This is a genomic window from Streptococcus sanguinis (assembly GCF_020729765.1).
Classification (GTDB): Bacteria; Bacillota; Bacilli; order Lactobacillales; family Streptococcaceae; genus Streptococcus; species Streptococcus sanguinis_Q.
Window position 1 is genome coordinate 64,122 of the sequence record NZ_JAJEPD010000057.1, and the last position, 21,806, is coordinate 85,927.

Below are 21,806 nucleotides of genomic sequence, written 5' to 3' on the forward strand. Positions count from 1 at the left end.
CTTTCTTTCATATTAAACTACCCTTTATTATACCACATTTTCTTTAATTTTTCAGTATTTTGAACCGTTTGTAAAAACGTTTACATCACTAGATATACAAGTTGACCGTGACAAAATATGTCAAAAGTGGTAGAATGAATGTGTACGGGAAATGTTCCCTAAAAAAATAAGGAGATGTTTAGAAATGACTGCTACTAAACAACATAAAAAAGTCATCCTTGTTGGTGACGGTGCTGTAGGTTCATCTTACGCATTTGCTCTTGTAAACCAAGGTATTGCTCAAGAACTTGGTATCATTGAAATCCCTCAATTATTTGAAAAGGCTGTCGGTGATGCTGAAGACCTTAGCCACGCCCTCGCTTTCACTTCACCTAAAAAAATCTACGCTGCTACTTATGCAGACTGTGCGGATGCTGACCTCGTTGTTATCACTGCAGGTGCACCTCAAAAACCAGGTGAAACTCGTCTTGACCTTGTTGGTAAAAACTTGGCTATCAACAAATCTATCGTTACTCAAGTCGTAGAATCAGGCTTCAACGGTATCTTCCTCGTTGCTGCTAACCCAGTTGACGTTTTGACTTACTCAACTTGGAAATTCTCTGGTTTCCCTAAAGAGCGTGTTATCGGTTCAGGTACTTCACTTGACTCAGCTCGCTTCCGTCAAGCTCTTGCTGAAAAGATTGGTATTGATGCTCGTTCTGTCCATGCCTACATCATGGGTGAGCACGGTGACTCTGAGTTTGCTGTTTGGTCACACGCTAACGTTGCAGGTGTGAAATTGGAGCAATGGTTGCAAGCTAACCGCGACTTGAACGAACAAGACTTGGTTGATCTTTTCATCTCCGTTCGTGATGCAGCATATTCAATCATCAACAAAAAAGGTGCTACTTACTACGGTATCGCGGTTGCTTTGGCTCGTATCACAAAAGCTATCCTTGACGATGAAAATGCTGTATTGCCATTGTCAGTCTTCCAAGAAGGCCAATATGGCGTTGAAAATGTCTTCATTGGTCAACCAGCTATCGTTGGTGCTCACGGTATTGTACGTCCAGTAAACATCCCACTTAACGATGCTGAGACTCAAAAAATGCAAGCTTCTGCTAAAGAATTGCAAGCAATTATTGATGAAGCATGGAAGAATCCTGAATTCCAAGAAGCATCTAAAAACTAATTATAAAAAAACATCTCCTGATAAAAGGGGATGTTTTTTAGTTGTTTTATATAGATTTGTCAGCAAAAATATCAGTCAAATAAGGTACGATGAGATTTCCCTCTAGGTCTTTCAAAGAAGTAACCCAGACAAAGTCTGAATGCTCTTCTGGATCTAATATAATATCACGCTGCTCCGTAATCCTACCCGCATAAACTAAGCGTGTAAAAACAGTATCTTTGCTAGAATCAAACTGGCTATCTTCATGGATAATTCTATCAATCTGAATCTTTTGATTAACCTCCTCCATAGCCTCGCGTAGAGCCGCCTCTCTGGGAAGTTCATTCTCTTCTACACTTCCGCCTGGAATATCCCAATAAGATGGATAGACATTAGGAAGGCCTCGCTTTATCTTAGACCGTTTAATAAGCAAATACTTCCCCTCTTTCTCGATTAAGGTATGAGCGATTAATTTTACTGTCACTGCATTCTCCTCCAAGAAAGAAAAAAAGACTCCGAAGAGTCCAATTTTAAGTCATCCACCCTGAGAGAATCGAACTCCCATCTCAAGAACCGGAATCTTGCGTGATATCCATTACACTAAGGGTGGCAACTAATTCATTATAACTGATTTTCTTTGAAAATACAAGTGAAAATCAGAAAAAGAAGTTGAGATTTCTCAACTTCTTTTATCTAATTACAATTCAATATCGCCAAACAAATCAGCCATTGAGAATCCAGTTTGAGTTTCTGGAAGTTCAAAGTCACGTTTTTCTTGACGTTTTGGACGACGAGGACGTGATTGACGTTTCTCATCTTTTTGTCCTTCTTCTTGAGCTGGACGTTCTTCAAGAGCTTTGATAGAAAGTGATACACGCTCATCAGCAGCATTCACTTCAAGAACCTTAACAGTTACTTCTTGACCAACTTTAAGGGCATCTTTAGGGCTTTCAACACGTTTGTGTGAAATTTGTGAGATGTGAACAAGTCCATCGATACCTGGCAATACTTCAACGAAAGCACCGAAATCAGTCAAACGTTTTACAGTTCCTTCAATCACATCGCCTGCAGCAAGTTTTTGCTCAACACCATCCCATGGTCCAGGCGTTGTTGCTTTAAGAGAGAGGGATACGCGTCCTTCTTCTTCGTTCAAGTCAAGAACTTTCACTTCAATTTCATCACCAACTGATACAACAGACTTAGGTGATACGTTGCGTTCATGTGACAATTCAGTCAAGTGAACCAATCCGTCAACTCCGCCAAGGTCAATGAAAGCACCAAAGCTAGTGATGCGAGCAACTTTACCAGTCACAATATCACCAACATTCAACTTACCAAATACTTCAGCACGTGCTGCTGCAGCTTCAGCTTCTACAACTTCACGACGTGAAAGGATGAAGCGGTTTTCTTTTGGATCTACTTCTTTGATCTTAGCATCAAACTCTTGACCTACAAAACGCTCAGTGTTACGAACGAAACGAGTATCAAGCATTGAAGCAGGGATAAATCCACGAAGTCCTTCAAACTCAACTGAAAGTCCACCTTTAACAGCACGAGTGCCCTTAACAGTGACAACTTCTTCTTCACGACCAACCAATTTGTCCCAAGCTTTGCGAGCTTCCAAACGTTTTTTAGATACCAGGTAAGTTACGGTGTCTGTATCTTTACCTACTACTTGACGAAGAACAAGCAATTCAAGTGTTTCACCTGGTTTTACAAGGTCGTTGATATCAGCGTCGCGGTCGTTTGTCAACTCACGAAGAGTCAAAACACCTTCAACACCAGTTCCAGCGATTGCAACATTAGCTTGGTTAGCGTCAACAGTCAATACTTCAGCAGTAACGACGTCACCTGGCTCAACTTGGCTAACACTGTTTAGCAAATCTTCAAATTCATTCATCTAAAAAAATCCTCCAACAATCAAGTTTTCACTTGACATACTACTTATTTATTTTCCTAAGCACCCGCAAATGACATTGATCTATCGTTAACGATTTCCATCCTATAAAGAAATAAAACACCAGAAGACATTTTATTATTTTATCAGATCTATTACCTAAGAACTGGGGTAGCTGGATTCGAACCAACGCATGAGGGAGTCAAAGTCCCTTGCCTTACCGCTTGGCTATACCCCATTAATAATAAAGAATGGAGAGAGAGGGATTCGAACCCCCGAACCCGAAGGAGCGGATTTACAGTCCGCCGCGTTTAGCCTCTTCGCTATCTCTCCGACAATCAACGCTATCTATTATAACATTGATACAATGAAAATGCAAGCCCTATTTGCTTAAATTATAGGTTTCAATCAAAGTTTCCACGGCTCTTTCAAGTTTTTTATAAAAACTTTCAGCATTTCCATTTTTGATGATTGCAAACTGGCCATCTAGTTCAGCAATCTCGCCGATAACCTTCTTTCCAATAGCAAGACTATAACCGTCAAATTGGTCTGCTCCGACCTTCACTTTGCTGTCTGTGATTTGAATTTCAATTTTTTTATCTTTTTTACTCATAACTTACCTCTTTCAAATTTCTATTGTACACGAAAAAGGCTGACTTCGCAAGCTATCTTAGGCTAGAATTGCAGAAAAAAACTGCCCAATCAAGGACAGTTTTTAGATTATACTTTAACAATCCAACCTTCTGGCGCTTCAACATCGCCGAATTGGATACCAGTTAATTCGTCATATAGCTTGCGAGTAACTGGACCAACTTCAGTCTCGCTATAAAAGACATGGAAATCATCTCCATGCTGGATACCACCGATAGGAGAGATGACTGCAGCTGTTCCACAAGCGCCAGCTTCAGTAAATTTACCCAAGTCTGCCAGAGGAACGTCTCCTTCAATCGGTTTGAGCCCTAGTCTATGCTCTGCCAGATAAAGCAAAGAATACTTGGTGATGGATGGCAAGATAGACGGACTGAGCGGTGTTACAAACTCATTATCCTTGGTAATACCAAAGAAGTTGGCAGAACCCACTTCTTCAATCTTGGTATGGGTTGCTGGATCCAGATAAATCACATCTGAAAAATGCTTATCCTTAGCAATCTTTCCTGGTAATAAGCTAGCAGCGTAATTGCCTCCAACTTTAGCCGCACCAGTTCCATGTGGTGCCGCGCGGTCATAGTCATCTGACACAATGAAGTTAGTCGGAGTCAGGCCTCCTTTGAAGTAATTGCCGACAGGCATTACAAAAATCGTAAAAATATATTCTTCAGCTGGTTTCACGCCAATAATATCACCGACTCCAATCAAGAGCGGTCGAATATAAAGGGTTCCGCCTGTTCCATAAGGTGGCACATATTCTTCATTAGCTCGGACAACCTGCTTGACTGCTTCCACAAACATTTCTGTAGGAACTTGCGGCATGAGCAAGCGGTCAGCTGTCCGCTGTAAACGCTCCGCATTTTTATCTGGACGGAAAAGCTGAATACTGCCGTCCTTAGTTCGATAAGCCTTAAGCCCTTCAAAAGCCTGCTGGCCGTAGTGAAGGCTAGGAGACGACTCAGAGATATGGAGCGTAGCGTCCTCCGTTAATGTTCCTTCTTCCCACTGGCCATTGCGATAGTAAGCTAAATAGCGATAAGGTAGTTTCATATATGAGAATCCTAGATTTTCCCAGTCAAGATTTACAGTCATAGTCTTTCTCCTCTTCTTCCAAACTTCATTTTTAGATACTCCCTATTTTACACCTTTTTGAGATATTTTCAAGTATTATTTTCAATTTTCAGAAAATTTTGTTATTCAGTGTTTTTCTGCTATCAAACTTTTAAAAATTGAAAAAACCAGCTCCTGCGAACTGGTTTGATGATTACTTGATGTAAGCTGAGAAGACTTCTTCATCTGAAATGGTATCAGAAATGAAACTTCCATTGCTAGTTCTCTCAGACAGACTAAGATCAGCTAGATTGATCTCATAGGCAGTTCCTTTATTAGAAAGCACCTGCAAAATCTGCTCCTCACTGGCTTCTGCTTCTGTTGTGAAGAGGTCAAAGTCCACTGCTTCGCCAAAGACTGGTCCAGCCGCAAAGACACGATGTGGCTTGCTCTTAAGCTCTCTCAGAACTTGAAGACCGCGATTTGCCCGACTAGTAACAGGAATATCAGCGACTGCCATACGCTTAAGCGAACCACGCTGAGTCAAGATGTAAAGCGAGTCTGTGTTGGCAATAAAGGCTGCCGCTAGAACATCGTCCTTCTTGAGGTTGATGGCTTTAACCCCAGCCGCCTTAGCTCCGATGACAGGAACTTCCTCAATATTGAAGCGCAGTGCATAGCCATTCTTGGTCACAAGAATAACATCATCCAGCTTAATCGGTGCCAGAGCAATGACCCGGTCGTCTTCATTTTTCAGCTTGGCAAACTTGAGTGACTTAGACTTGTAGGTCCGCCAAGGACTGAACTCCTTACGCTCTACACGTTTGATTTGACCTAACTTGGTCGCTGCAAAGTATGTGCCTTCCTCAAAACTGTCCAGCAATTCCGTGTAGATCACTTCTTCTTTGGTATCAAAGTTGCTGATGGTCTGGCTGAGGTGTTCTCCGATTTCTTTCCAGCGGATATCTGACAGCTCATGAACAGGCCGGTAAATAACATTTCCCAGACTGGTGAAAATCAATAAATGCTGAGTTGTCTTGGCTGGACTGACAAAAATCAGTCGGTCATCGTCACGCTTGCCCAGCTCTTCTAGGGTAGAAGCTGAGAAGGAACGCGGACTGGTTCGCTTGATATAACCAGAACGAGTCACGCTGACATAGGTCTCTTCCTCAACAATCAGACTAGCTGTATCAATCTCAATAGCGTTTGCCGTATCCTGCAGCTCACTGAGACGCGGATTGCCAAACTTCTTCTTGACATCGCGGAGCTCCCGCTTCATGAGGTTATACATAGTTCGCTCATCGCCGATAATGGCTGCTAGCATGGCAATCTTCTCGCGCAGCTCTGCTTCTTCCTCTTCCAGAACCACTACGTCTGTATTTGTCAAACGGTAGAGTTGGAGAGTGACGATAGCCTCAGCCTGCTCCTCAGTGAAATCATAGCTGACCTTAAGATTTTCCTTGGCGTCTGCTTTGTTTTCTGAAGCACGAATCAGGGCAATCACCTCGTCCAAGATGGAAATAACCCGAATCAGTCCTTCCACGATATGAAGCCGTTTCTCAGCCTTGGCCTTGTCAAAGCGGCTGCGAGCCAGAATAATCTCCTTGCGGTGGGCAATATAACTAGTCAAGATTGGTACAATCCCCACCAAACGAGGCGTGAAGTTGTCGATAGCCACCATGTTGAAATTGTAATTGACTTGCAAATCAGTGTACTTGAAAAGGTAATTGAGAATTAGCTCGGTATTAGCATCTTTCTTAAGTTCAATAGCAATGCGAAGACCGTCCCGATCCGATTCGTCCCGCACTTCAGCAATGCCAGCCACCTTATTATTGACCCGTACATCGTCTATCTTCTTGACCAAGACCGCCTTATTAATCTCGTAAGGAATCTCGGTGATGACGATTTGCTCTTTACCGCCCTTCAGCTTTTCAATCGCAGTTCTGGAGCGCACCACGACGCGACCTTTACCAGTCTCGTAGGCTTTCTTGATTTCATCACGGCCTTGGACAATAGCCCCTGTCGGGAAGTCAGGTCCAGGCAGAAACTCCATGAGCTTGTCCACCTTGGCCGACGGATGGTCAATCATATAGATAACCGCGTCAATGACTTCGGCTAGATTATGGGGTGGAATATCCGTCGCATAACCAGCGGAAATCCCTGTTGCTCCATTGACCAAAAGATTAGGAAAGGCTGCCGGCAGGACAGTCGGCTCCTTCTCGGTGTCGTCGAAGTTCCAAGCAAAAGGAACAGTATCTTTCTCGATATCCTGCAAAAGATAGCCAGCCATCTCAGACAGCCGCGCCTCAGTATAACGCATCGCTGCCGGTGGATCACCATCCATGGAACCGTTGTTTCCGTGCATCTCAACGAGAATCTCACGGTTTTTCCAGTCCTGAGACATGCGGACCATGGCATCATAGATGGAGCTGTCACCGTGGGGGTGGAAATTCCCCATGATGTTCCCGACTGACTTGGCAGACTTGCGGTAGCCCTTGTCAAAGGTATTGCCGTCCTTATTCATGGAATAAAGAATACGGCGCTGAACAGGCTTCAAGCCATCGCGAATGTCCGGCAAGGCCCGCTCTTGAATGATATATTTGGAGTAGCGACCAAAGCGCTCTCCCATGATGTCCTCAAGGGACATGTTTTGAATGTTAGACATAATAATTCTCTTTATATTTTTCTTTTTAATAATAACTAGAAGCTAAGCCTCTCTTTAGCATACTCAATCATCTTCTCTGCTGTTGCTTTGTCATAGTGGAAGCCGGTTTTGAGAGAGAAAGCTTGGGCTTCTTTGTGGAAAAAGTACATGGTAGCTAAGAGAGACTTGGTGAGGCTTTTCTGGTCAGAAAAGTCAAGCAAGGCTGTAAATTCTTTCTCTTTCTCAGCAGGCAAATACTGAAAGAGGTACTTGTAGTTCTTTCCAACATCAACCGTCCCCTTATCTTCTGCCACTTGCCAAGCTAAAAGCTTGAGCAATTCTTGCTGGCAGATGCCATACAGATGATCCGTCGCATAGACCAGGTGGTTCCGATGAATGCCCTTGACCACATAAGCTGACACCCACCAGAACTCATTGCAGGATTTGTCAAAGTCAGTCGCACTGGCTGGTGTCGTCCAGTAGCGCTTGGGCGTCGGTGTATAAGTAGCAAAGAGTCCCTGCGGGTCATCCAGCACTGTGAAATCCGCTTCGCTATCCACCCACTCTTTGATGTGCTCCTTTGGGCAAAGGGTCAAATCTATCCTATTGCCATCTTCAAAGAGCATGAGATAGAGGCGACGATGGTCTAGTAGGACATGCTGCTCAATCATGCGCTCGCCAAACATTTCCAACCAAGCAAGGTCAGCCACCAGACCATCCAAATCCTCCACAACGTAGACCACATCGTAGTCTTGGAACTCGTCCTTGGGAGCATTTGGGTTTGTCCGCGAGCCGGACATAGCGACAGCGTCAACCTGTAGCACTTTTGCGGTTTGCAAAATCACATCGAACATCTCAGTTTCTGTTCTCATGGGAATACCTACCTTCTTAGTGAAAACTCTTGATTCTGTAGAGGACATGTCTATAAAGCGGACTGTCTGCTGGAACTTTTTCATTATCAAATTCTTTGACAAATTCCATGCCCAGCTTTTGCATGACTTTTTGTGAAGGGTGATTGAGTAAGGATGTAAAAGAGTAAACTTCTGACAAACCAGCTTGCTGAAAAGCAAAGTCTAGACAGGCTTGGGCAGCCTCCGTCGCATAACCACGATTCCAAAACTCTTTTCGCAGACGCCAGCCGATTTCTATAGCTTCTTTTCCAGCAAAAATCCGTAAATCCGAATGGTGCAGACCTACCAAGCCGATAAACTCCTGGCTGGTCTTTTCTTCAACAGCCCAAAGACTGTAGCCATAAGCTTTAACTTCATCTTGAATACCCTGATAAAGCCGCAAGGACTCCGCTTGACTATATGGCTTTGGGAAATACTGCATGACCTCTGGATCCTGATTCAGAGCAATCAAAGCCGGCAAATCAGATTCCTGCAAGTCCCGTAAAATGAGACGGTCAGTTTCAAGCATTGTCATCTAATCACTCCTCTGCAAACTTTTTTATCTCACAAGTCCTCAGCCTTATACAGGCTATAGCCTTCATAGTAGTAACTATGGTCAACGCCCTTCATGTAGAGGTGGCGGTTATGAATGTCCTTTGTGAGGGCTTGCTTGAGGACGTACTTGATTTCTGTGTCTCGAATGGGGCTGCGCTCCATGGCTAGGAGGTAATCTTCCTTATCCACTTGAGACCAGTCCACAATTTGCCCCAGCTCAGCCTTGAGTAGGTGGTCCAGCCAAAGCCTCATGCTCCTGCCATTCCCCTCGCGGAAAGGATGGGCAATATTTAGCTCCACATACTTTTCGACAATCTGATCAAAGGTCTGCTGAGGCATGCGATCGATATTTTCCAAGGAAGCAGCCAGATACATGACAGGCGCAAAGCGAAAGTTCCCTTTGGAGAGATTGACTGTCCGAATCTGGCCAGCGAAGTCATAGATTTCTTTAAACAAGAACCCATGAATAAAGGCCAGAGTGGCATAGGTGCCAGCTGCTTTATCATCCAGAAGCTGCTCTTCAAAAAGCTCTTTAGCTCGGGTCTTACTGATTTTTTCTTCCATCTTGGCTAGTTCAAGCGAATCCGTCAGACCCAGTTTATTGTCAAGCGTCATAAATACAGCTCCTTTCATTTAGATAGATTTTCTAAGCCCTGTTCCCACAGGTTTAAAACCTACTGTCTGATAAAATCCATCCGCTTCTGATATTAATTCAATGCGAGTCAAAGGATGTTTTTGATGAATTTCAGCGATCAATCGCCGTCCCAATCCTTTTCTGCGATAGGCTTTATCAATGATAATCTCAGCTAAAAAGGTCGTCATGACTTCATCTGTCAAGTAGCGGGCAAAACCAAGGATTTTCTGGTTCTCTTCAACTACCAAGTAATGGGACAGATTTGTTGAAAATAATGATGTCACTTTTTCCTCTGTAAAAGAAAGCCATTTTTCACTTTGATAAAGGCTATAAATAGCTTGACAATCTTTTCTGCTTGCAGGTCTGATAATCATCTTCTATTCCTCCAAATCTGTTAGACTTAATTAACGCTCCGCCACTTCTTCTTTCACCTTCTTAGCTGGTTTGCGTTTTTTGTAGCGGCTGCGGATGGTGTTGAGGTGGTCGCGAAGATTGACCACATGAGTTCTTTCAGGATAAGCGTAGGCAATGATTGCAGTGAAATCCACTAGAAAATCATAGATTTCTTGCAGCTTGAGGCGGATGTTCTTATTCTGGCTCGGTGTCTTGCCCTTGAGCTCAGTCAGGCGCTCCTTGTAGACTTTTTCAAAGGCCTTCTGAGCAGCAGCCAGACTGTCGACATGGGCTTCCAGATGAAGCTTAGCCAGCGCTGTCTGGTAGGCCGGCTTTTTCAGCTCTTGGAGTAGGTGGTTGATGCCCTCGGTCTCCTTTTCCAAGCTAGTTGCAGCTAGACCGGTGTAGTTTTTCAGGAGCTGAGACAGGGTCTCGAAAGCTTCCTTTGTTGTTGCATCCTTGACCCTTGCAAAGGCCCGAACCAAAGACTGGAGCGTGCCCAAGGCATCATCGCGCTCGCGGTCAGCCTGATCCAAACTAGCCACCAGCTTGCTGGACTTGGTCTGATGAAGCCCGCCCTGCAGCTGTTCCAGAAGTTTGTCCATCTCATCCAGCTTGGTCGTGTAAATGCCATCCACCTTATTTTCCTTGATAAATGCCGCAACCTCACTCCGACTCTCGGACATGAGCTGGAAAAATTCGTTGTTTTCCAAAGTCTGAACATCTACACTAGTAATTCCATAAATTTTTTTCATTTTTATAATCTCCTAAATTTTTTATTTATTTTAACTTTAATTCCCTTTTTTACCTTTTCTGATTTTCAGAAAAGTTTTTTTGCTTTAAAACTGCTCGCCAGAAAAACAAACGTTCGTCTTTTACTCAAAAAATACTCACCAGATTTTCTGCCAAACAGAATTTGCTTCAAAACACTCTGCCAGAAAATCTGGCAGTTTCACTTAAGCTCTGGCGAGCTTGTCAGAAAATCTGGTGAGCTTCTCTAGTACTAAGAAAGACAATTCCTTGTAGGGGATATGTTATTTTGGGGGTTAAACCCTGATTTATAGCTGTATCTACTATTTTTATCCCTTCGAATTAAATACTTTTCACGTTTTTTTATAAGTCTTAAAAACTTTTCTGTGCTTAATAATTTTTCTTTGTATTTTTCACCGCCATGATAGTAACACTTCTTCAACTCTTTGTATCTTGGTTTTTCTAAAAGCAGTTGCTCTTGGAAAATTTCTTGAGCAATTTCATGTCCATCTAAGCATTTGTTATTAATTAATAAATCTAAGATAGTACTTGAAATCGTTAAAAGCAAAACTATCAGTGCCCACATTTGATGTTTACTTAAATCCACTTCAAAAATTAGTGTCAAAATAGCTAAAATTGATAATATTATTGCTGGACTAGAACTGGAGGCTTCAATTTGAAAAATTGATTGAGATTTAATTATAAAAAATAACAGTAAAATAACAATCATTGAGACTATCGAAACAATAAACATTGTCAAGATTAAATTATTTTCAAGATTATAGTTACCAAATACACGTTTTATAAAATSAGAAAAAAACAGCGACCATAAAGTTAAAGGTAGTAATAGAGAAATTTTCTTAGACCAATTTACAGGTAGTTCAGAGATAAACCATATTATAGTCCAGAACATAAGAATTAAAAACAACGAAAGTAAGAAAACCGCATAAATGCCTGAGAAAATAAGATTTTCATTCGTTACTTTATGATTTGGTAAATATACGTAAAAAAATGCAACTAAAGCAGAAATTATTATTGAAAACACTGAAGATTGGCTTGAATAAATTTTTTGCCGTGTTTTAATATATTCCCGATTATCTAATATTCTTAAAGAATCTAAATTATCAATCACCTTTTTCGCAACATTATAGTTAAAATCAGATTTGATAAATTTATAGTACCTATAAAGAATCCAGTCTACCCAACCAGAAAACTTATTCCTCCAGTATTTAAATTTAGCTACTAGCCCCCTCAAAACACCATCTCCCCACTCTCCTCAAGCGTAAACTTGACATTATCCTCAATCCACTTGCGGCGGGGTTCGACCTTGTCGCCCATGAGGACATTGACACGGCGTTCGGCGCGGGCTAGGTCTTCGATGGTGACACGGATGAGGGTGCGGGTGTCGGGATTCATGGTTGTCTCCCAGAGTTGGTCGGCGTTCATTTCACCGAGCCCCTTGTAGCGCTGAAGCATGGCACCCTTGCCAAACTTGCGGCGCAGGTCGTCCAGCTCGCCATCGGTCCAGGCATACTCGACGACTTCGCTCTTGCCCTTGCCCTTGGACATCTTGTAGAGAGGCGGCAGGGCGATATAGACGCGGCCGGCCTCGACCAGCGGGCGCATATAGCGATAGAAAAAGGTCAGCAGCAAGGTCTGGATATGGGCACCGTCGGTGTCCGCATCGGTCATGATGATGATCTTGTCATAGTTGGCATCCTCAAGGGTAAAGTCTGTACCAACACCCGCTCCAATCGTGTAGATCATGGTGTTGATTTCTTCGTTCTTGAGAATGTCGGCCATCTTAGCCTTGGCAGTATTGATAACCTTACCGCGCAGGGGCAGAATGGCTTGGAACTTACGGTCACGGCCTTGCTTGGCAGAGCCGCCGGCAGAGTCTCCCTCGACCAGATAGAGTTCGTTCTTGGCTGGGTTCTTGGACTGGGCCGGAGTCAGCTTACCAGACAGCAAGCCCTTGTCTTTTTTATTCTTCTTGCCGTTCCGGCTTTCATCGCGCGCCTTGCGGGCCGCTTCTCTAGCATCTCTGGCCTTGATAGCCTTGCGGATGAGGTTAGATGCCAGCTCACCATTTTCCAAGAGGAAGAAGGTCAGTTTGTCAGAGACGATGGAGTCCACGGCCGGACGAGCCAAAGGACTGCCCAACTTGTCCTTGGTCTGGCCTTCAAATTGCAGGTGTGCCTCAGGGACCAGGATGGACAGGACAGCGGCCAAACCTTCGCGGTAGTCCGAGCCTTCCAGATTCTTGTCCTTTTCCTTGAGCAGGCCGGTCTTTCTGGCATAGTCGTTCATGGCCTTGGTGATAGCGGTCTTGAGTCCCGTCTCGTGGGTACCGCCGTCCTTGGTGCGGACGTTATTGACAAAGGACAGGATATTATCGGCATAGCCGTCGTTGTACTGGAGGGCCACCTGAACTTGGAAGCCGCTCTCCTCGCCCTCGAAATAGAGGACAGGAGTCAGAGTTTCCTTGTCTTCATTGAGATAGCTGACAAAGTCTTCAACCCCATTCTCATAGTGAAACTCTACTTCTTCGCCAGTCCGCGCATCAGTCAGAGACAGACGGACATTCTTGAGCAGGAAGGCTGATTCCTTAAGCCGCTCCGCAATAGTGTTGTACTTGAAGTCCGTCGTTGAAAAAATCGTATCGTCCGGCATGAAGGTCACTTTGGTCCCAGACTTGGACTTAGGTGCAGTGCCGATTTTCTTGAGCGTGGTGACTGGTTTTCCGCCATTTTCAAAGCGCTGCTTATAAACAGTCCCATCGCGTGTGATTTCCACTTCCAGCCAGCTGGACAGGGCATTGACAACAGAGGAACCTACACCATGGAGTCCTCCTGAAGTTTTATAACCACCTTGACCAAACTTACCGCCGGCGTGGAGAACTGTGAAAATGACCTCAACAGTAGGAATACCCATAGCGTGCTTGCCGACTGGCATCCCGCGTCCGTGGTCTGCGACAGTCAGACTGCCGTCCTTGTTGATAGTCACATCGATCCGGTCACCAAAGCCTGACAGGGCTTCATCGACAGCATTGTCCACAATTTCCCAGACCAGATGGTGGAGTCCAGCTCCGTCGGTCGATCCGATATACATCCCTGGACGCTTGCGGACCGCATCCAACCCTTCTAATACCTGAATGGCATCGTCATTATAATTGTTAATATTGATTTCCTTTTTTGCCACAAGAACCTCCTAATGATTCATCTTTTCTATCTTACAAGTTTTTGGCAAATATTGCAAAGATTTTTTTGAAAAAAATGCTGATGAGAACGGATTTCAAACGAAGAACAATCCAATATCCGAGTAGACATTTCCTGCTATAAATTCTATCCTTTTCTATTTGTAAGAAAGCGAAATAATGGTATAATAAAATCATGATGAACACGATAATTGGATTAATACTAGCATACTTACTGGGCTCTATTCCGACTGGACTTTGGATTGGGCAAATTTTCTTTAAAAAGAACCTGCGGGAATACGGCAGTGGCAATACCGGAACGACCAATACTTTCCGTATTTTGGGAAAGACGGCTGGGACGGCTACTTTTGCTATCGACTTTCTCAAAGGAACTGCAGCGACCCTGCTGCCTTTCTTTTTGCATATTGAGGGAGTTTCGCCGCTTGTCTTTGGTCTATTGGCCGTAATTGGCCATACTTTTCCTATCTTTGCCGGCTTTAAGGGCGGCAAGGCAGTGGCAACCAGTGCAGGAGTTGTTCTGGGCTTCTCACCAGCCTTCTTTGTCTATCTGATTGTCATCTTTACCAGCATCCTCTATCTAGGCAGTATGATTTCTCTGGCAAGTGTGCTCTCAGCAGTCATCGCTATCCTATCAGCGCTGCTCTTTCCTCTAGTTGGCTTTATACTGCCCAGCTACGACCTCTTCTTCACTTTGATTATCATTGCGCTGGCTTTGATTATTATCCTCCGCCATAAGGACAATATCCAACGTATCAAACAGAAAAAAGAAAACTTAATCCCTTGGGGCTTGAATATCACACATCAAAATCCTGAGGCGAAGAAATAAAACGGAAGTGAACAACTTCCGTTTTATTGTGTCTTCTAACTAGTCTTCTTTGTGACTTTTCTTGATTCCTGCCAACCCAAAGAATCCTAAAACCATACCAACTAGGCTCAAGGCAACTGCTGATTCGCTGCCTGTCTTTGGCAGTTCTTTAGCTGCAGGGTCCTTAGTGAAGGTCTTGGCAACATGAACTGCTACTTGCTTAGTTTGATTTGGCGTGTTGGCCAGTGGTGCTGCCTGTTTTCCAGGATCAGCTGCTTTGGCACTAGTTGGGTAGGAAGCTGCATTAGCCGGATCTGTTCCTTGCTTGATTTCTTCAATATCAGTGTAGCCATCACTGTCTGTATCCTTTGTGGATGAAATAGAGATAGCACGTGAGTTTGGATTGATAACCGCATAGGCTGTCAAATCAGCTTTTGCCAGATAGTCTGCAAAGGCCACATCCATAGATGGTCCTTCTTCGCGAGGGCCACCCAGCATGGTATAGCCGTCACCACCAGCAGCCAGGAAGTCATTGGTCGTCAGATAGTAGGTCTTATTTGGATCAAGAGGCTCATAAACACCCGTTTCTTTGTTCTTAATCTCAATGTGGAGGACACGTTGATTAGCTGGCAGAGTGGTATCGTAGTAGACTTTAGCTCCAGAGATTTGCAGGTAGCCACCACTTGGTTCTAGCAAGGGTTGTCCATTCTCATCCAGCACAGGCTTGCCATCTTTTTCCTGAAGAATAGAGCCCAGAGATTTGGCAAACATATCTGCGATATTTTGACCAGTCACCTTGATTTGTGAAATGGTGTTTCCAAAAGGCAATACAGCGATGACATCTCCCTTGGTGATTGGCTTGTCTTTAGCAATAGTTTCGCGTAGGCCGCCCCCGTTAGTAACAGCTAGGTCTGTTTTATTGGCAAAGCCAGTTTGACCATAATCGTAGAGAGCATCGGCTACGACATTGCCCAGATTGGTTTCCCGAACGCGGACATTTTCACGGTCGCCATTAAGCTCTACAGGGCTGTTTGCCACGATAACCTTGGCATTATCAGCGTCGTATCTAGCTTTAATCTTGCTGACCATGTCTGCTACAACTGGGTCTGGAGTGACTTTTTTAGCTGTTTCAGCAGGGATTTGCTGAGGATTTCCCAGAAGTTGATTGGCTTTGAAAGTTACTTTTCCGATATTGTGTAGGTAGCTACCGGTCTGGTTGTAGGTGACATTATCGCCATAAGTCGTAGACTCTACTGTGTGGGAGTGGCCGTCAATAACGGTTACGCGCTTTCCTTTGAGCTTAGGATTTTTAGAAAGAGCTTCAGCCAAGGTTGAACCGCGCCACTCAGTCGGTGTGGTCGTGTCAACACCCAAATGAGCCAGAACAACATAGTTTTTGTAGTTCTTTCCTTCTGCCGCTGCGCGTGCTTCAATTTCGTCAATAACCCGATTAACCTCTGTGATTGGATCAGTGAAGGTCACACCTTGGATGTTTTTAGGGTGAGTTTTTGTAGCAGTTTCTGGTGTTGTCACACCGATTACTACGAATTCGTCTCCCTCAACCGCTGGATCCTTGTCTACAATGGTAGAGGCTTGGAAAACTCGAGCATTATTAGCGTAGGTATTGGAGCTGAGAAGTGGGAATTTAAGAATTTCCTTGTATTTCTTTGCCTCATCTAGACCAAAGTCAAACTCATGGTTCCCGACTGCCATAGCATCGTAGCCTATTTCATTGAGGATTTTAGCCCGTTCTTCCCCTTTTGAACTATTGGAAATTGGCAGACCCTGGAAAGCATCCCCCGCATCCACAACAAGCACTTTAGGATTTTTAGCGCGCTCTTCCTTGATGACAGTTGCCAGCTTAGCATCACCGATAACGCCTTTTTCCTCTACAATGCGGCCATGCACATCGTTAGTATGGAGAATCATAGCCTCTGGCAGATTTTCAGACTGGGCTGGTGCTGCAGCGGCTTCTGTCACAGCTGGAGCTGCTGCATTCTGACTATCTGCTGCTGGCCTTTCTTCTGCTGAAGCTGCTGGAGCAGTTGGTTGCGTTTCAGAAGCTGTCTCAGCAGCTGGCTGATTGGTCAACTCAGTCGTTGCCGGCTCTGGACTAGCCTGTGCCTCTTCTGCAGAGACTTGATGAGCCAAAAAAGCAGGTGCCAAAAGCACTGTTGATAGAACAGGTAAGATGAAAAATTTCTTCTTCATATAACGAACACTCCTCTTTAGTATTTTGTTATATTATACATCTTTTTCGCTTAAAAAGGAACTAAATCAATACTATTTCAACAAACATTCGCTTTTTCAGAAAATTACTAGAAAATTTTCTGTGTTAAAAAAGGCTCTGAAATTCATCAGAGTCTGAACTATATTTATTATCCCTCAAAGACAACTTCCCCATCACAGATGGTAAACTTCACTTGGCCTTTAAGCTTTTCACCAACAAAAGGTGAATTGGCTGCCTTGGAGGCAAAATGGTCAGTCACAAGTCTATCTGCTTCTGGGTCAAATATTGTCAAATCAGCAGGACCATCCTGAGCGATGAATCCAGCATCAAAACCATACAACTGAGCTGGATTAAAAGTCATTTTCTCTAAAAGTTCCATCAAGCTCAGATGACCAGCCTCAACCAAGTAGGTCAGTCCCAGAGAAAGCGAAGTCTCAAGCCCAGTCATGCCAGAAGGCGCTTTAGTGATATCGGCTACATTTTTCTCGTCAGCATGATGTGGAGCGTGGTCCGTCGCAATGACAGAAATGACACCAGATTTGAGCCCCTCGATAACCGCCAGACGGTCCGATTCTAAGCGCAGAGGCGGATTCATCTTAGCATTGCTGCCCTTTGTCAATAGCAGAGCTTCTGTCTTCGAGAAGTGCTGAGGCGCTGCTTCAGCAGTGACTTGAGCGCCTAGCTTCTGAGCGAATTCCACCACCTTTACACTCTCAGCCTTGGACAAATGCTGGATATGTACATGAGCCTTTGCATCATAAGCAATCATGACATCGCGTGCAACCATGCTGTATTCTGCCACACCTGTCGCGCCACAGATATGAAAATGCTCTTTGGCAATATGCTCGTTAAAACCGAGTATGCCATTGAGATTAGGGTCTTCCTCGTGCAAGCTGATAAAGGTATCGTTTTTACGCGCTTCTACGAGGGCTTGGCGGACAATGCCAGCGTTGGTCAGCGGAATACCGTCATCAGAAAAACCAACCGCTCCTGCTGCCAAGAGACCTTGGAAATCTGTCAGATGCTGCCCATCAAAATTCTCTGTAATTGTTGCAACCGACTTGATATGGATATTTTCACGACCAGCCGAGTCCAGCACTTCTTTCAGAGTTTCAACTGTAGAAATGGTCGGATTGGTATTGGCCATCATAACAACTGTCGTAAAGCCACCTGCTGCCGCAGCCAAAGCCCCCGTATGGATATCTTCCTTATGAGTCTGGCCTGGCTCCCGGAAATGCACATGTATATCCACCAAACCTGGAGCCACAACCAAACCACTGGCATCGATAACTTTTGCATCTTCAGCCTGCAAATCTTGACCGATTTTGACAATTTTCTTCCCCTCAACCAAGAGGTCAGTAATTTGGTCAAAACCAGTCTTAGGATCCATAACTCGTCCGTTTTTGATTAATAGCATCATCTTATCTCCTTATTCGTAAAAGTCCACCTGCGTATCCAAGAGCTTATCCCCGTCATAAACAAACTTTGCAGAAAAGAACGGCTTGTCTTCTAAAAGCCATTCAACAAAGGTATGATCACCTTCCCAGGTTGGTTTAGACAAAACCTGATCATAGGGCACCCATTCCAAAGTCCCTTCGTTGCAGTCAATCAGTTCCCCCTCGAACTCAGTCACCTTAAAAACATAGGTGTACCAGTCCAAGTCGGGAGTAAACTCTGGGAAAGTGATAACACCTTTGAGAACGGGCTTGGCCTTTAGACCTGTTTCTTCTAGAATCTCGCGTGCAGCGCATTCCTGCGGGGTTTCTCCACGCTCTAGCTTGCCACCGACACCGATCCATTTTCCAGCGTGAACATCATTGGGCTTTTTATTGCGATGCAACATAAGAAACTCTCGACCATTATCGATATAACAAATCGTTGCTAACTGAACCATACTACCTCCTAAGCTAACCAATTGATAGGTTCCAAGCCCTTAGTAACTAAGAAATCATTGGTACGTGAAAAAGGTTTGCTGCCAAAGAAGCCACGGTAGGCAGACAGCGGACTTGGGTGAGCCGACTCGATAATCAAATGTTGCGAATTGCTTATCAAACTTTTTTTCTTGCGGGCGTAAGAACCCCAAAGGATAAAGACAACTGGATCAGTCTTCTCATTAACTACCTTGATAATAGCATCTGTAAAAGGCTCCCAGATTAAGCCGGCATGCGCATTGGCCTGGCCAGCAGGCACTGTCAGACCAGCATTGAGCAAGAGAACACCCTGCTGAGCCCAGGAAGTTAAATCATGCGACTCTTTCACTCCGATATCGTCTGCCAGTTCTTTAAGAATATTCTGCAAAGAAGGCGGAGCTGGAATATCATCAGGTACCGAAAAACTCAAGCCCTGTGCCTGTCTCGGTCCGTGGTAGGGGTCCTGCCCTAAAATAACCACCTTAACATCTGCTAAATCTGTCGTCTGAATCGCATTAAACACCTTTTCCCGAGGTGGGTAAATGGTCCCCGAAGCATACACTTCATCTAAAAAATGATTGATTTTTGAAAAATAACCTTCCGGCAATTGCTCCTTAATCAAAGCGTGCCAAGCTGAATGCTGCATACATGTCTCCTCTCATTTCCTACGATAAAATTCTCTTATCTTATCCACCTAAGCGCTCTTTTGAGTTCTTCTGTGCCATTTTCCAGAAAACAAGAACCGTGAGCTAGGATGATTTTTTCTGGTTGCCAAGCTAGCATCTGCTCTAGACATTTTTTGGCTTCTTTTTGATGACCGATAAAAGTCATGCGGTAGTCAATAGGCGTCTGGCCATCCGGAGCTGCAACACGAACTAATTTATAAACCTTGCCGCGAATCTGACTTGGAAAATACTCTGTTTCAAAATTCTCAATCAAATCTGTCAAAATCAAGGTCTGACTGTCCTTATGAAAAAAGACAACTTCCTCAATATAAGTACTTCCCTTGAAAACCAACTGTTCTATCTGGCCTGCCCAAGCTTCAGGAGCCTCATCCGTCAGCTTTTCATCAAAAGAGACAGGGATTTTCTGCTTGGCCGCTCTCTCTTCAACACCTGGACTAGACCAAGCAATTGCCTTCGGATAACGCTTCTTCCAGTCAGCAATATAAGCATAGTGAATCCTATTAGGTGAAACGAGGTGTGCGACTGGTCCCAAAGCGTCCAACTGGTCAAACAAGGTTTGATTTGGCTGAATTGGTGAATGACACCAGAGTTGGCCATTTGCTAACTTTATGACAGTCATGCGGGTAGAAAAGGGCAGATTTATCAGCACCGCATCCATCTCAATCAAATCACCGTCGACAATCCAGATATTCTCAGCAATGGGCTTCAAGCTATAAAGCGGTTCATAGATAGGAACAGGTCTTTTCATTTCAAAGAGTCCTTCTTTCTAGTCCAAAAGCGAAACTCCCCTAGAACTTGAGGATGCTGGGCTAATCCTAGGGCAGATAAAATCAAAATCTGTGGCAAAAACTGAATCAGATAACGGGTCTTTCCTCCTTCGAAAATCTGCAGAAAGAGCAGGCCGCCAAAAACAGCTAAGGTTAGAAAATTCAGTTCATCACTAGAGCGATATTTCCAAAGGGCAAAGACAAGTCCTGCCGCCATGACAATCCAAACCACCTGCTTGGACAGCGAGAAATAGACAAATTCTGACTTGTCAGTGTTCAGGAAGAAGTCACGGACAAACTGAGTTAAAGGATTATCTTTCGTATCTTGGTAAAAAGGCGATATATAAGGCGTCTTTTCATTTTCGACACTGCGGTAGAGCCAGCCTAAATCACCTTCTGCTACAGTCAGAGACTGCTTGTGGAAGAGATGATGAGCTAAAGTCAAAGGATTATATTCACTTAAGCGCCGCTTGATTTCCTTAATAACATATTCCTTGGCAAACATGCCATTGTTATAGTCATACTGCTTATCGGGCTCAATATACTGCAAGAGCCCTTCTTTCATGTCTTCCTGATTGTGGCCATTGAAGGTCAGACCCAAATTGATAAAGAGCAGGGGACCTTTTGCTAGTCCCTCTCCCTTCATAATCGGCACTTCCGTCTGATGCTTGGACCAGTAATGCAGCGGGGCGTAACTAATCGCAAAACTGCAAGCAAAAACGACTAGTGTCAGAAAGAACTTCTTCCAATTCTTTTTGAAAAAGAGGACTCCAAAGACAGCTATCAGCAGAATCATTACTGTTGGTCTAAAGAAGAAAGCCAGACTAGTCATTAGCCCAAGCAATATACTACGCCAAACCAGCTGTCGGCTTGATTCCTCTCCTTTCAGCAATCCCAGAACTAGGAAAATCTGCAAACTGATGAAAGGAAGGGGCGGAATATCGGTATACATTGAAAAGAAATAAGGAGAGAAGCCCAGTAAGAGCACATAAAGACTAAATACAGCATCCGCAGTTTTTTGGGAAAAATACTTTTGGCAGCCCTTATAGAGAATCAAGGCTGTTACGTTAGTATAAACAATATTCAATGTCTGCATGACCCATAGACCGGATTCCCCAAATACATTAAAGAAAAAGCGCTCGTAGAGAAAGAGTGAGACATTGTTAGGGTTGCGGGTCAGATAGCTGGAAATAGAGCTTTCTTTCAGAGTTTTGAAAGCTCCTGTAAAGACAACTGCTGCATCCCGCCTAATCAAAAGCTCTGCTGAAAAGAGCATAATCAGCTGAAAAATAAAGACAGCTAGCATAATAAGAAGTTTATGCTTCATCAGCCAATGATAAGCTTTTCCTAGCAAATGCCGATAGCGATAGGCCAGAAAAGCCAAGCCAGCAAAGGCAATTATAGCTATACTATTCAGCTCTGCAACATGCCAGATGGCAATCAGAAACCAGTGAACAGCCGTAATCAGCATAACTTTCTGTAATATCGAAAAGGATAGATGATAAATCTTAGACATAGCTCTATTATACCAAATACCGAGACTTTAAGCCATTTTAAAAGGCAAGACAAGGACGTTTTAC

Annotated in this window: 19 protein-coding genes, 3 tRNA genes and 1 pseudogene; 2 read left to right on the forward strand and 21 right to left on the reverse strand. The window is 44.0% G+C overall.

Annotated features, from left to right (window positions below; genetic code table 11):
* The first annotated feature begins 184 nt into the window (after nucleotides 1–184).
* Nucleotides 185–1,171: an L-lactate dehydrogenase gene (locus K4H96_RS08210; protein ID WP_002895436.1), complete on the forward strand. Its 987-nt coding sequence runs from the start codon at nucleotides 185–187 to the stop codon at nucleotides 1,169–1,171.
* A gap of 46 nt (nucleotides 1,172–1,217) precedes the next feature.
* Here K4H96_RS08210 and K4H96_RS08215 read toward each other — a convergent pair whose 3' ends face one another.
* The 15 genes and pseudogenes from K4H96_RS08215 to parE form a co-directional block, all read right to left on the reverse strand.
* Nucleotides 1,218–1,634: an NUDIX hydrolase gene (locus tag K4H96_RS08215; RefSeq protein WP_061591744.1), complete on the reverse strand. Its 417-nt coding sequence runs from the start codon at nucleotides 1,632–1,634 to the stop codon at nucleotides 1,218–1,220.
* A 54-nt stretch (nucleotides 1,635–1,688) separates the two neighbouring features.
* A tRNA-Arg gene (locus K4H96_RS08220) sits at nucleotides 1,689–1,760 on the reverse strand.
* Between the two features lie 87 nt (nucleotides 1,761–1,847).
* Nucleotides 1,848–3,050, reverse strand: coding sequence for a 30S ribosomal protein S1 (gene rpsA / locus K4H96_RS08225; RefSeq protein WP_002897515.1), 1,203 nt, complete (start codon nucleotides 3,048–3,050; stop codon nucleotides 1,848–1,850).
* A gap of 163 nt (nucleotides 3,051–3,213) precedes the next feature.
* A tRNA-Gln gene (locus K4H96_RS08230) sits at nucleotides 3,214–3,285 on the reverse strand.
* 14 nt (nucleotides 3,286–3,299) lie between these two features.
* Nucleotides 3,300–3,380 (reverse strand) — tRNA-Tyr (locus K4H96_RS08235).
* A gap of 49 nt (nucleotides 3,381–3,429) precedes the next feature.
* The gene (locus tag K4H96_RS08240) at nucleotides 3,430–3,660 is read right to left on the reverse strand and encodes a DUF2969 domain-containing protein (RefSeq protein WP_002895433.1); all 231 of its coding nucleotides are present in this window, start codon (nucleotides 3,658–3,660) and stop codon (nucleotides 3,430–3,432) included.
* 107 nt (nucleotides 3,661–3,767) lie between these two features.
* Nucleotides 3,768–4,793 (reverse strand): annotated as a pseudogene (locus K4H96_RS08245) (branched-chain amino acid aminotransferase); the annotation flags it as partial.
* A 166-nt stretch (nucleotides 4,794–4,959) separates the two neighbouring features.
* Nucleotides 4,960–7,410, reverse strand: coding sequence for a DNA topoisomerase IV subunit A (gene parC / locus K4H96_RS08250; RefSeq protein WP_223336904.1), 2,451 nt, complete (start codon nucleotides 7,408–7,410; stop codon nucleotides 4,960–4,962).
* A 35-nt stretch (nucleotides 7,411–7,445) separates the two neighbouring features.
* Complete coding sequence (locus tag K4H96_RS08255) at nucleotides 7,446–8,261, reverse strand: aminoglycoside 6-adenylyltransferase (protein WP_223336905.1); 816 nt, start codon at nucleotides 8,259–8,261, stop codon at nucleotides 7,446–7,448.
* Nucleotides 8,262–8,277: 16 nt separating this feature from the next.
* Nucleotides 8,278–8,814, reverse strand: coding sequence for a GNAT family N-acetyltransferase (locus K4H96_RS08260; protein WP_223336906.1), 537 nt, complete (start codon nucleotides 8,812–8,814; stop codon nucleotides 8,278–8,280).
* Between the two features lie 29 nt (nucleotides 8,815–8,843).
* Complete coding sequence (gene fic / locus K4H96_RS08265; RefSeq protein ID WP_223336907.1) at nucleotides 8,844–9,449, reverse strand: protein adenylyltransferase Fic; 606 nt, start codon at nucleotides 9,447–9,449, stop codon at nucleotides 8,844–8,846.
* A gap of 18 nt (nucleotides 9,450–9,467) precedes the next feature.
* On the reverse strand, nucleotides 9,468–9,842 hold the full coding sequence (locus tag K4H96_RS08270; protein WP_049541669.1) for a GNAT family N-acetyltransferase: 375 nt from the start codon (nucleotides 9,840–9,842) through the stop codon (nucleotides 9,468–9,470).
* Nucleotides 9,843–9,872: 30 nt separating this feature from the next.
* Complete coding sequence (locus K4H96_RS08275; protein ID WP_223336908.1) at nucleotides 9,873–10,616, reverse strand: DUF6261 family protein; 744 nt, start codon at nucleotides 10,614–10,616, stop codon at nucleotides 9,873–9,875.
* Between the two features lie 248 nt (nucleotides 10,617–10,864).
* A complete protein-coding gene (locus K4H96_RS08280; protein WP_227956463.1) occupies nucleotides 10,865–11,866 on the reverse strand; it encodes a hypothetical protein in 1,002 nt (333 codons plus the stop codon).
* Entirely contained in the window at nucleotides 11,863–13,812 is a 1,950-nt protein-coding gene (gene parE / locus K4H96_RS08285) for a DNA topoisomerase IV subunit B (RefSeq protein ID WP_049541672.1), read from the reverse strand. Before parE ends, K4H96_RS08280 begins: the two co-directional genes overlap by 4 nt.
* 191 nt (nucleotides 13,813–14,003) lie before the next feature.
* Between parE and plsY the strand changes: the two genes are divergently transcribed.
* Entirely contained in the window at nucleotides 14,004–14,654 is a 651-nt protein-coding gene (gene plsY / locus K4H96_RS08290; RefSeq protein WP_002930572.1) for a glycerol-3-phosphate 1-O-acyltransferase PlsY, read from the forward strand.
* A 39-nt stretch (nucleotides 14,655–14,693) separates the two neighbouring features.
* Here the strand turns inward: plsY and nt5e are convergent, their stop codons facing one another.
* The 6 genes from nt5e to K4H96_RS08320 all read right to left on the reverse strand — a co-directional run bounded on the left by nt5e (nucleotide 14,694) and on the right by K4H96_RS08320 (nucleotide 21,742).
* Nucleotides 14,694–16,844, reverse strand: a complete 2,151-nt coding sequence (gene nt5e, locus K4H96_RS08295) for a cell surface ecto-5'-nucleotidase Nt5e (RefSeq protein ID WP_223336909.1) — start codon at nucleotides 16,842–16,844, stop codon at nucleotides 14,694–14,696.
* A 167-nt stretch (nucleotides 16,845–17,011) separates the two neighbouring features.
* Nucleotides 17,012–18,280: a dihydroorotase gene (locus K4H96_RS08300; RefSeq protein WP_223337326.1), complete on the reverse strand. Its 1,269-nt coding sequence runs from the start codon at nucleotides 18,278–18,280 to the stop codon at nucleotides 17,012–17,014.
* Between the two features lie 12 nt (nucleotides 18,281–18,292).
* The gene (locus K4H96_RS08305) at nucleotides 18,293–18,757 is read right to left on the reverse strand and encodes an NUDIX hydrolase (protein WP_002904550.1); all 465 of its coding nucleotides are present in this window, start codon (nucleotides 18,755–18,757) and stop codon (nucleotides 18,293–18,295) included.
* A gap of 8 nt (nucleotides 18,758–18,765) precedes the next feature.
* Nucleotides 18,766–19,419, reverse strand: coding sequence for a uracil-DNA glycosylase (locus tag K4H96_RS08310; RefSeq protein WP_223336910.1), 654 nt, complete (start codon nucleotides 19,417–19,419; stop codon nucleotides 18,766–18,768).
* A 35-nt stretch (nucleotides 19,420–19,454) separates the two neighbouring features.
* On the reverse strand, nucleotides 19,455–20,207 hold the full coding sequence (locus tag K4H96_RS08315) for a DUF4336 domain-containing protein (protein ID WP_223336911.1): 753 nt from the start codon (nucleotides 20,205–20,207) through the stop codon (nucleotides 19,455–19,457).
* The gene (locus K4H96_RS08320) at nucleotides 20,204–21,742 is read right to left on the reverse strand and encodes a glycosyltransferase family 39 protein (RefSeq protein ID WP_223336912.1); all 1,539 of its coding nucleotides are present in this window, start codon (nucleotides 21,740–21,742) and stop codon (nucleotides 20,204–20,206) included. Before K4H96_RS08320 ends, K4H96_RS08315 begins: the two co-directional genes overlap by 4 nt.
* Between the last annotated feature and the right edge of the window lie 64 nt (nucleotides 21,743–21,806).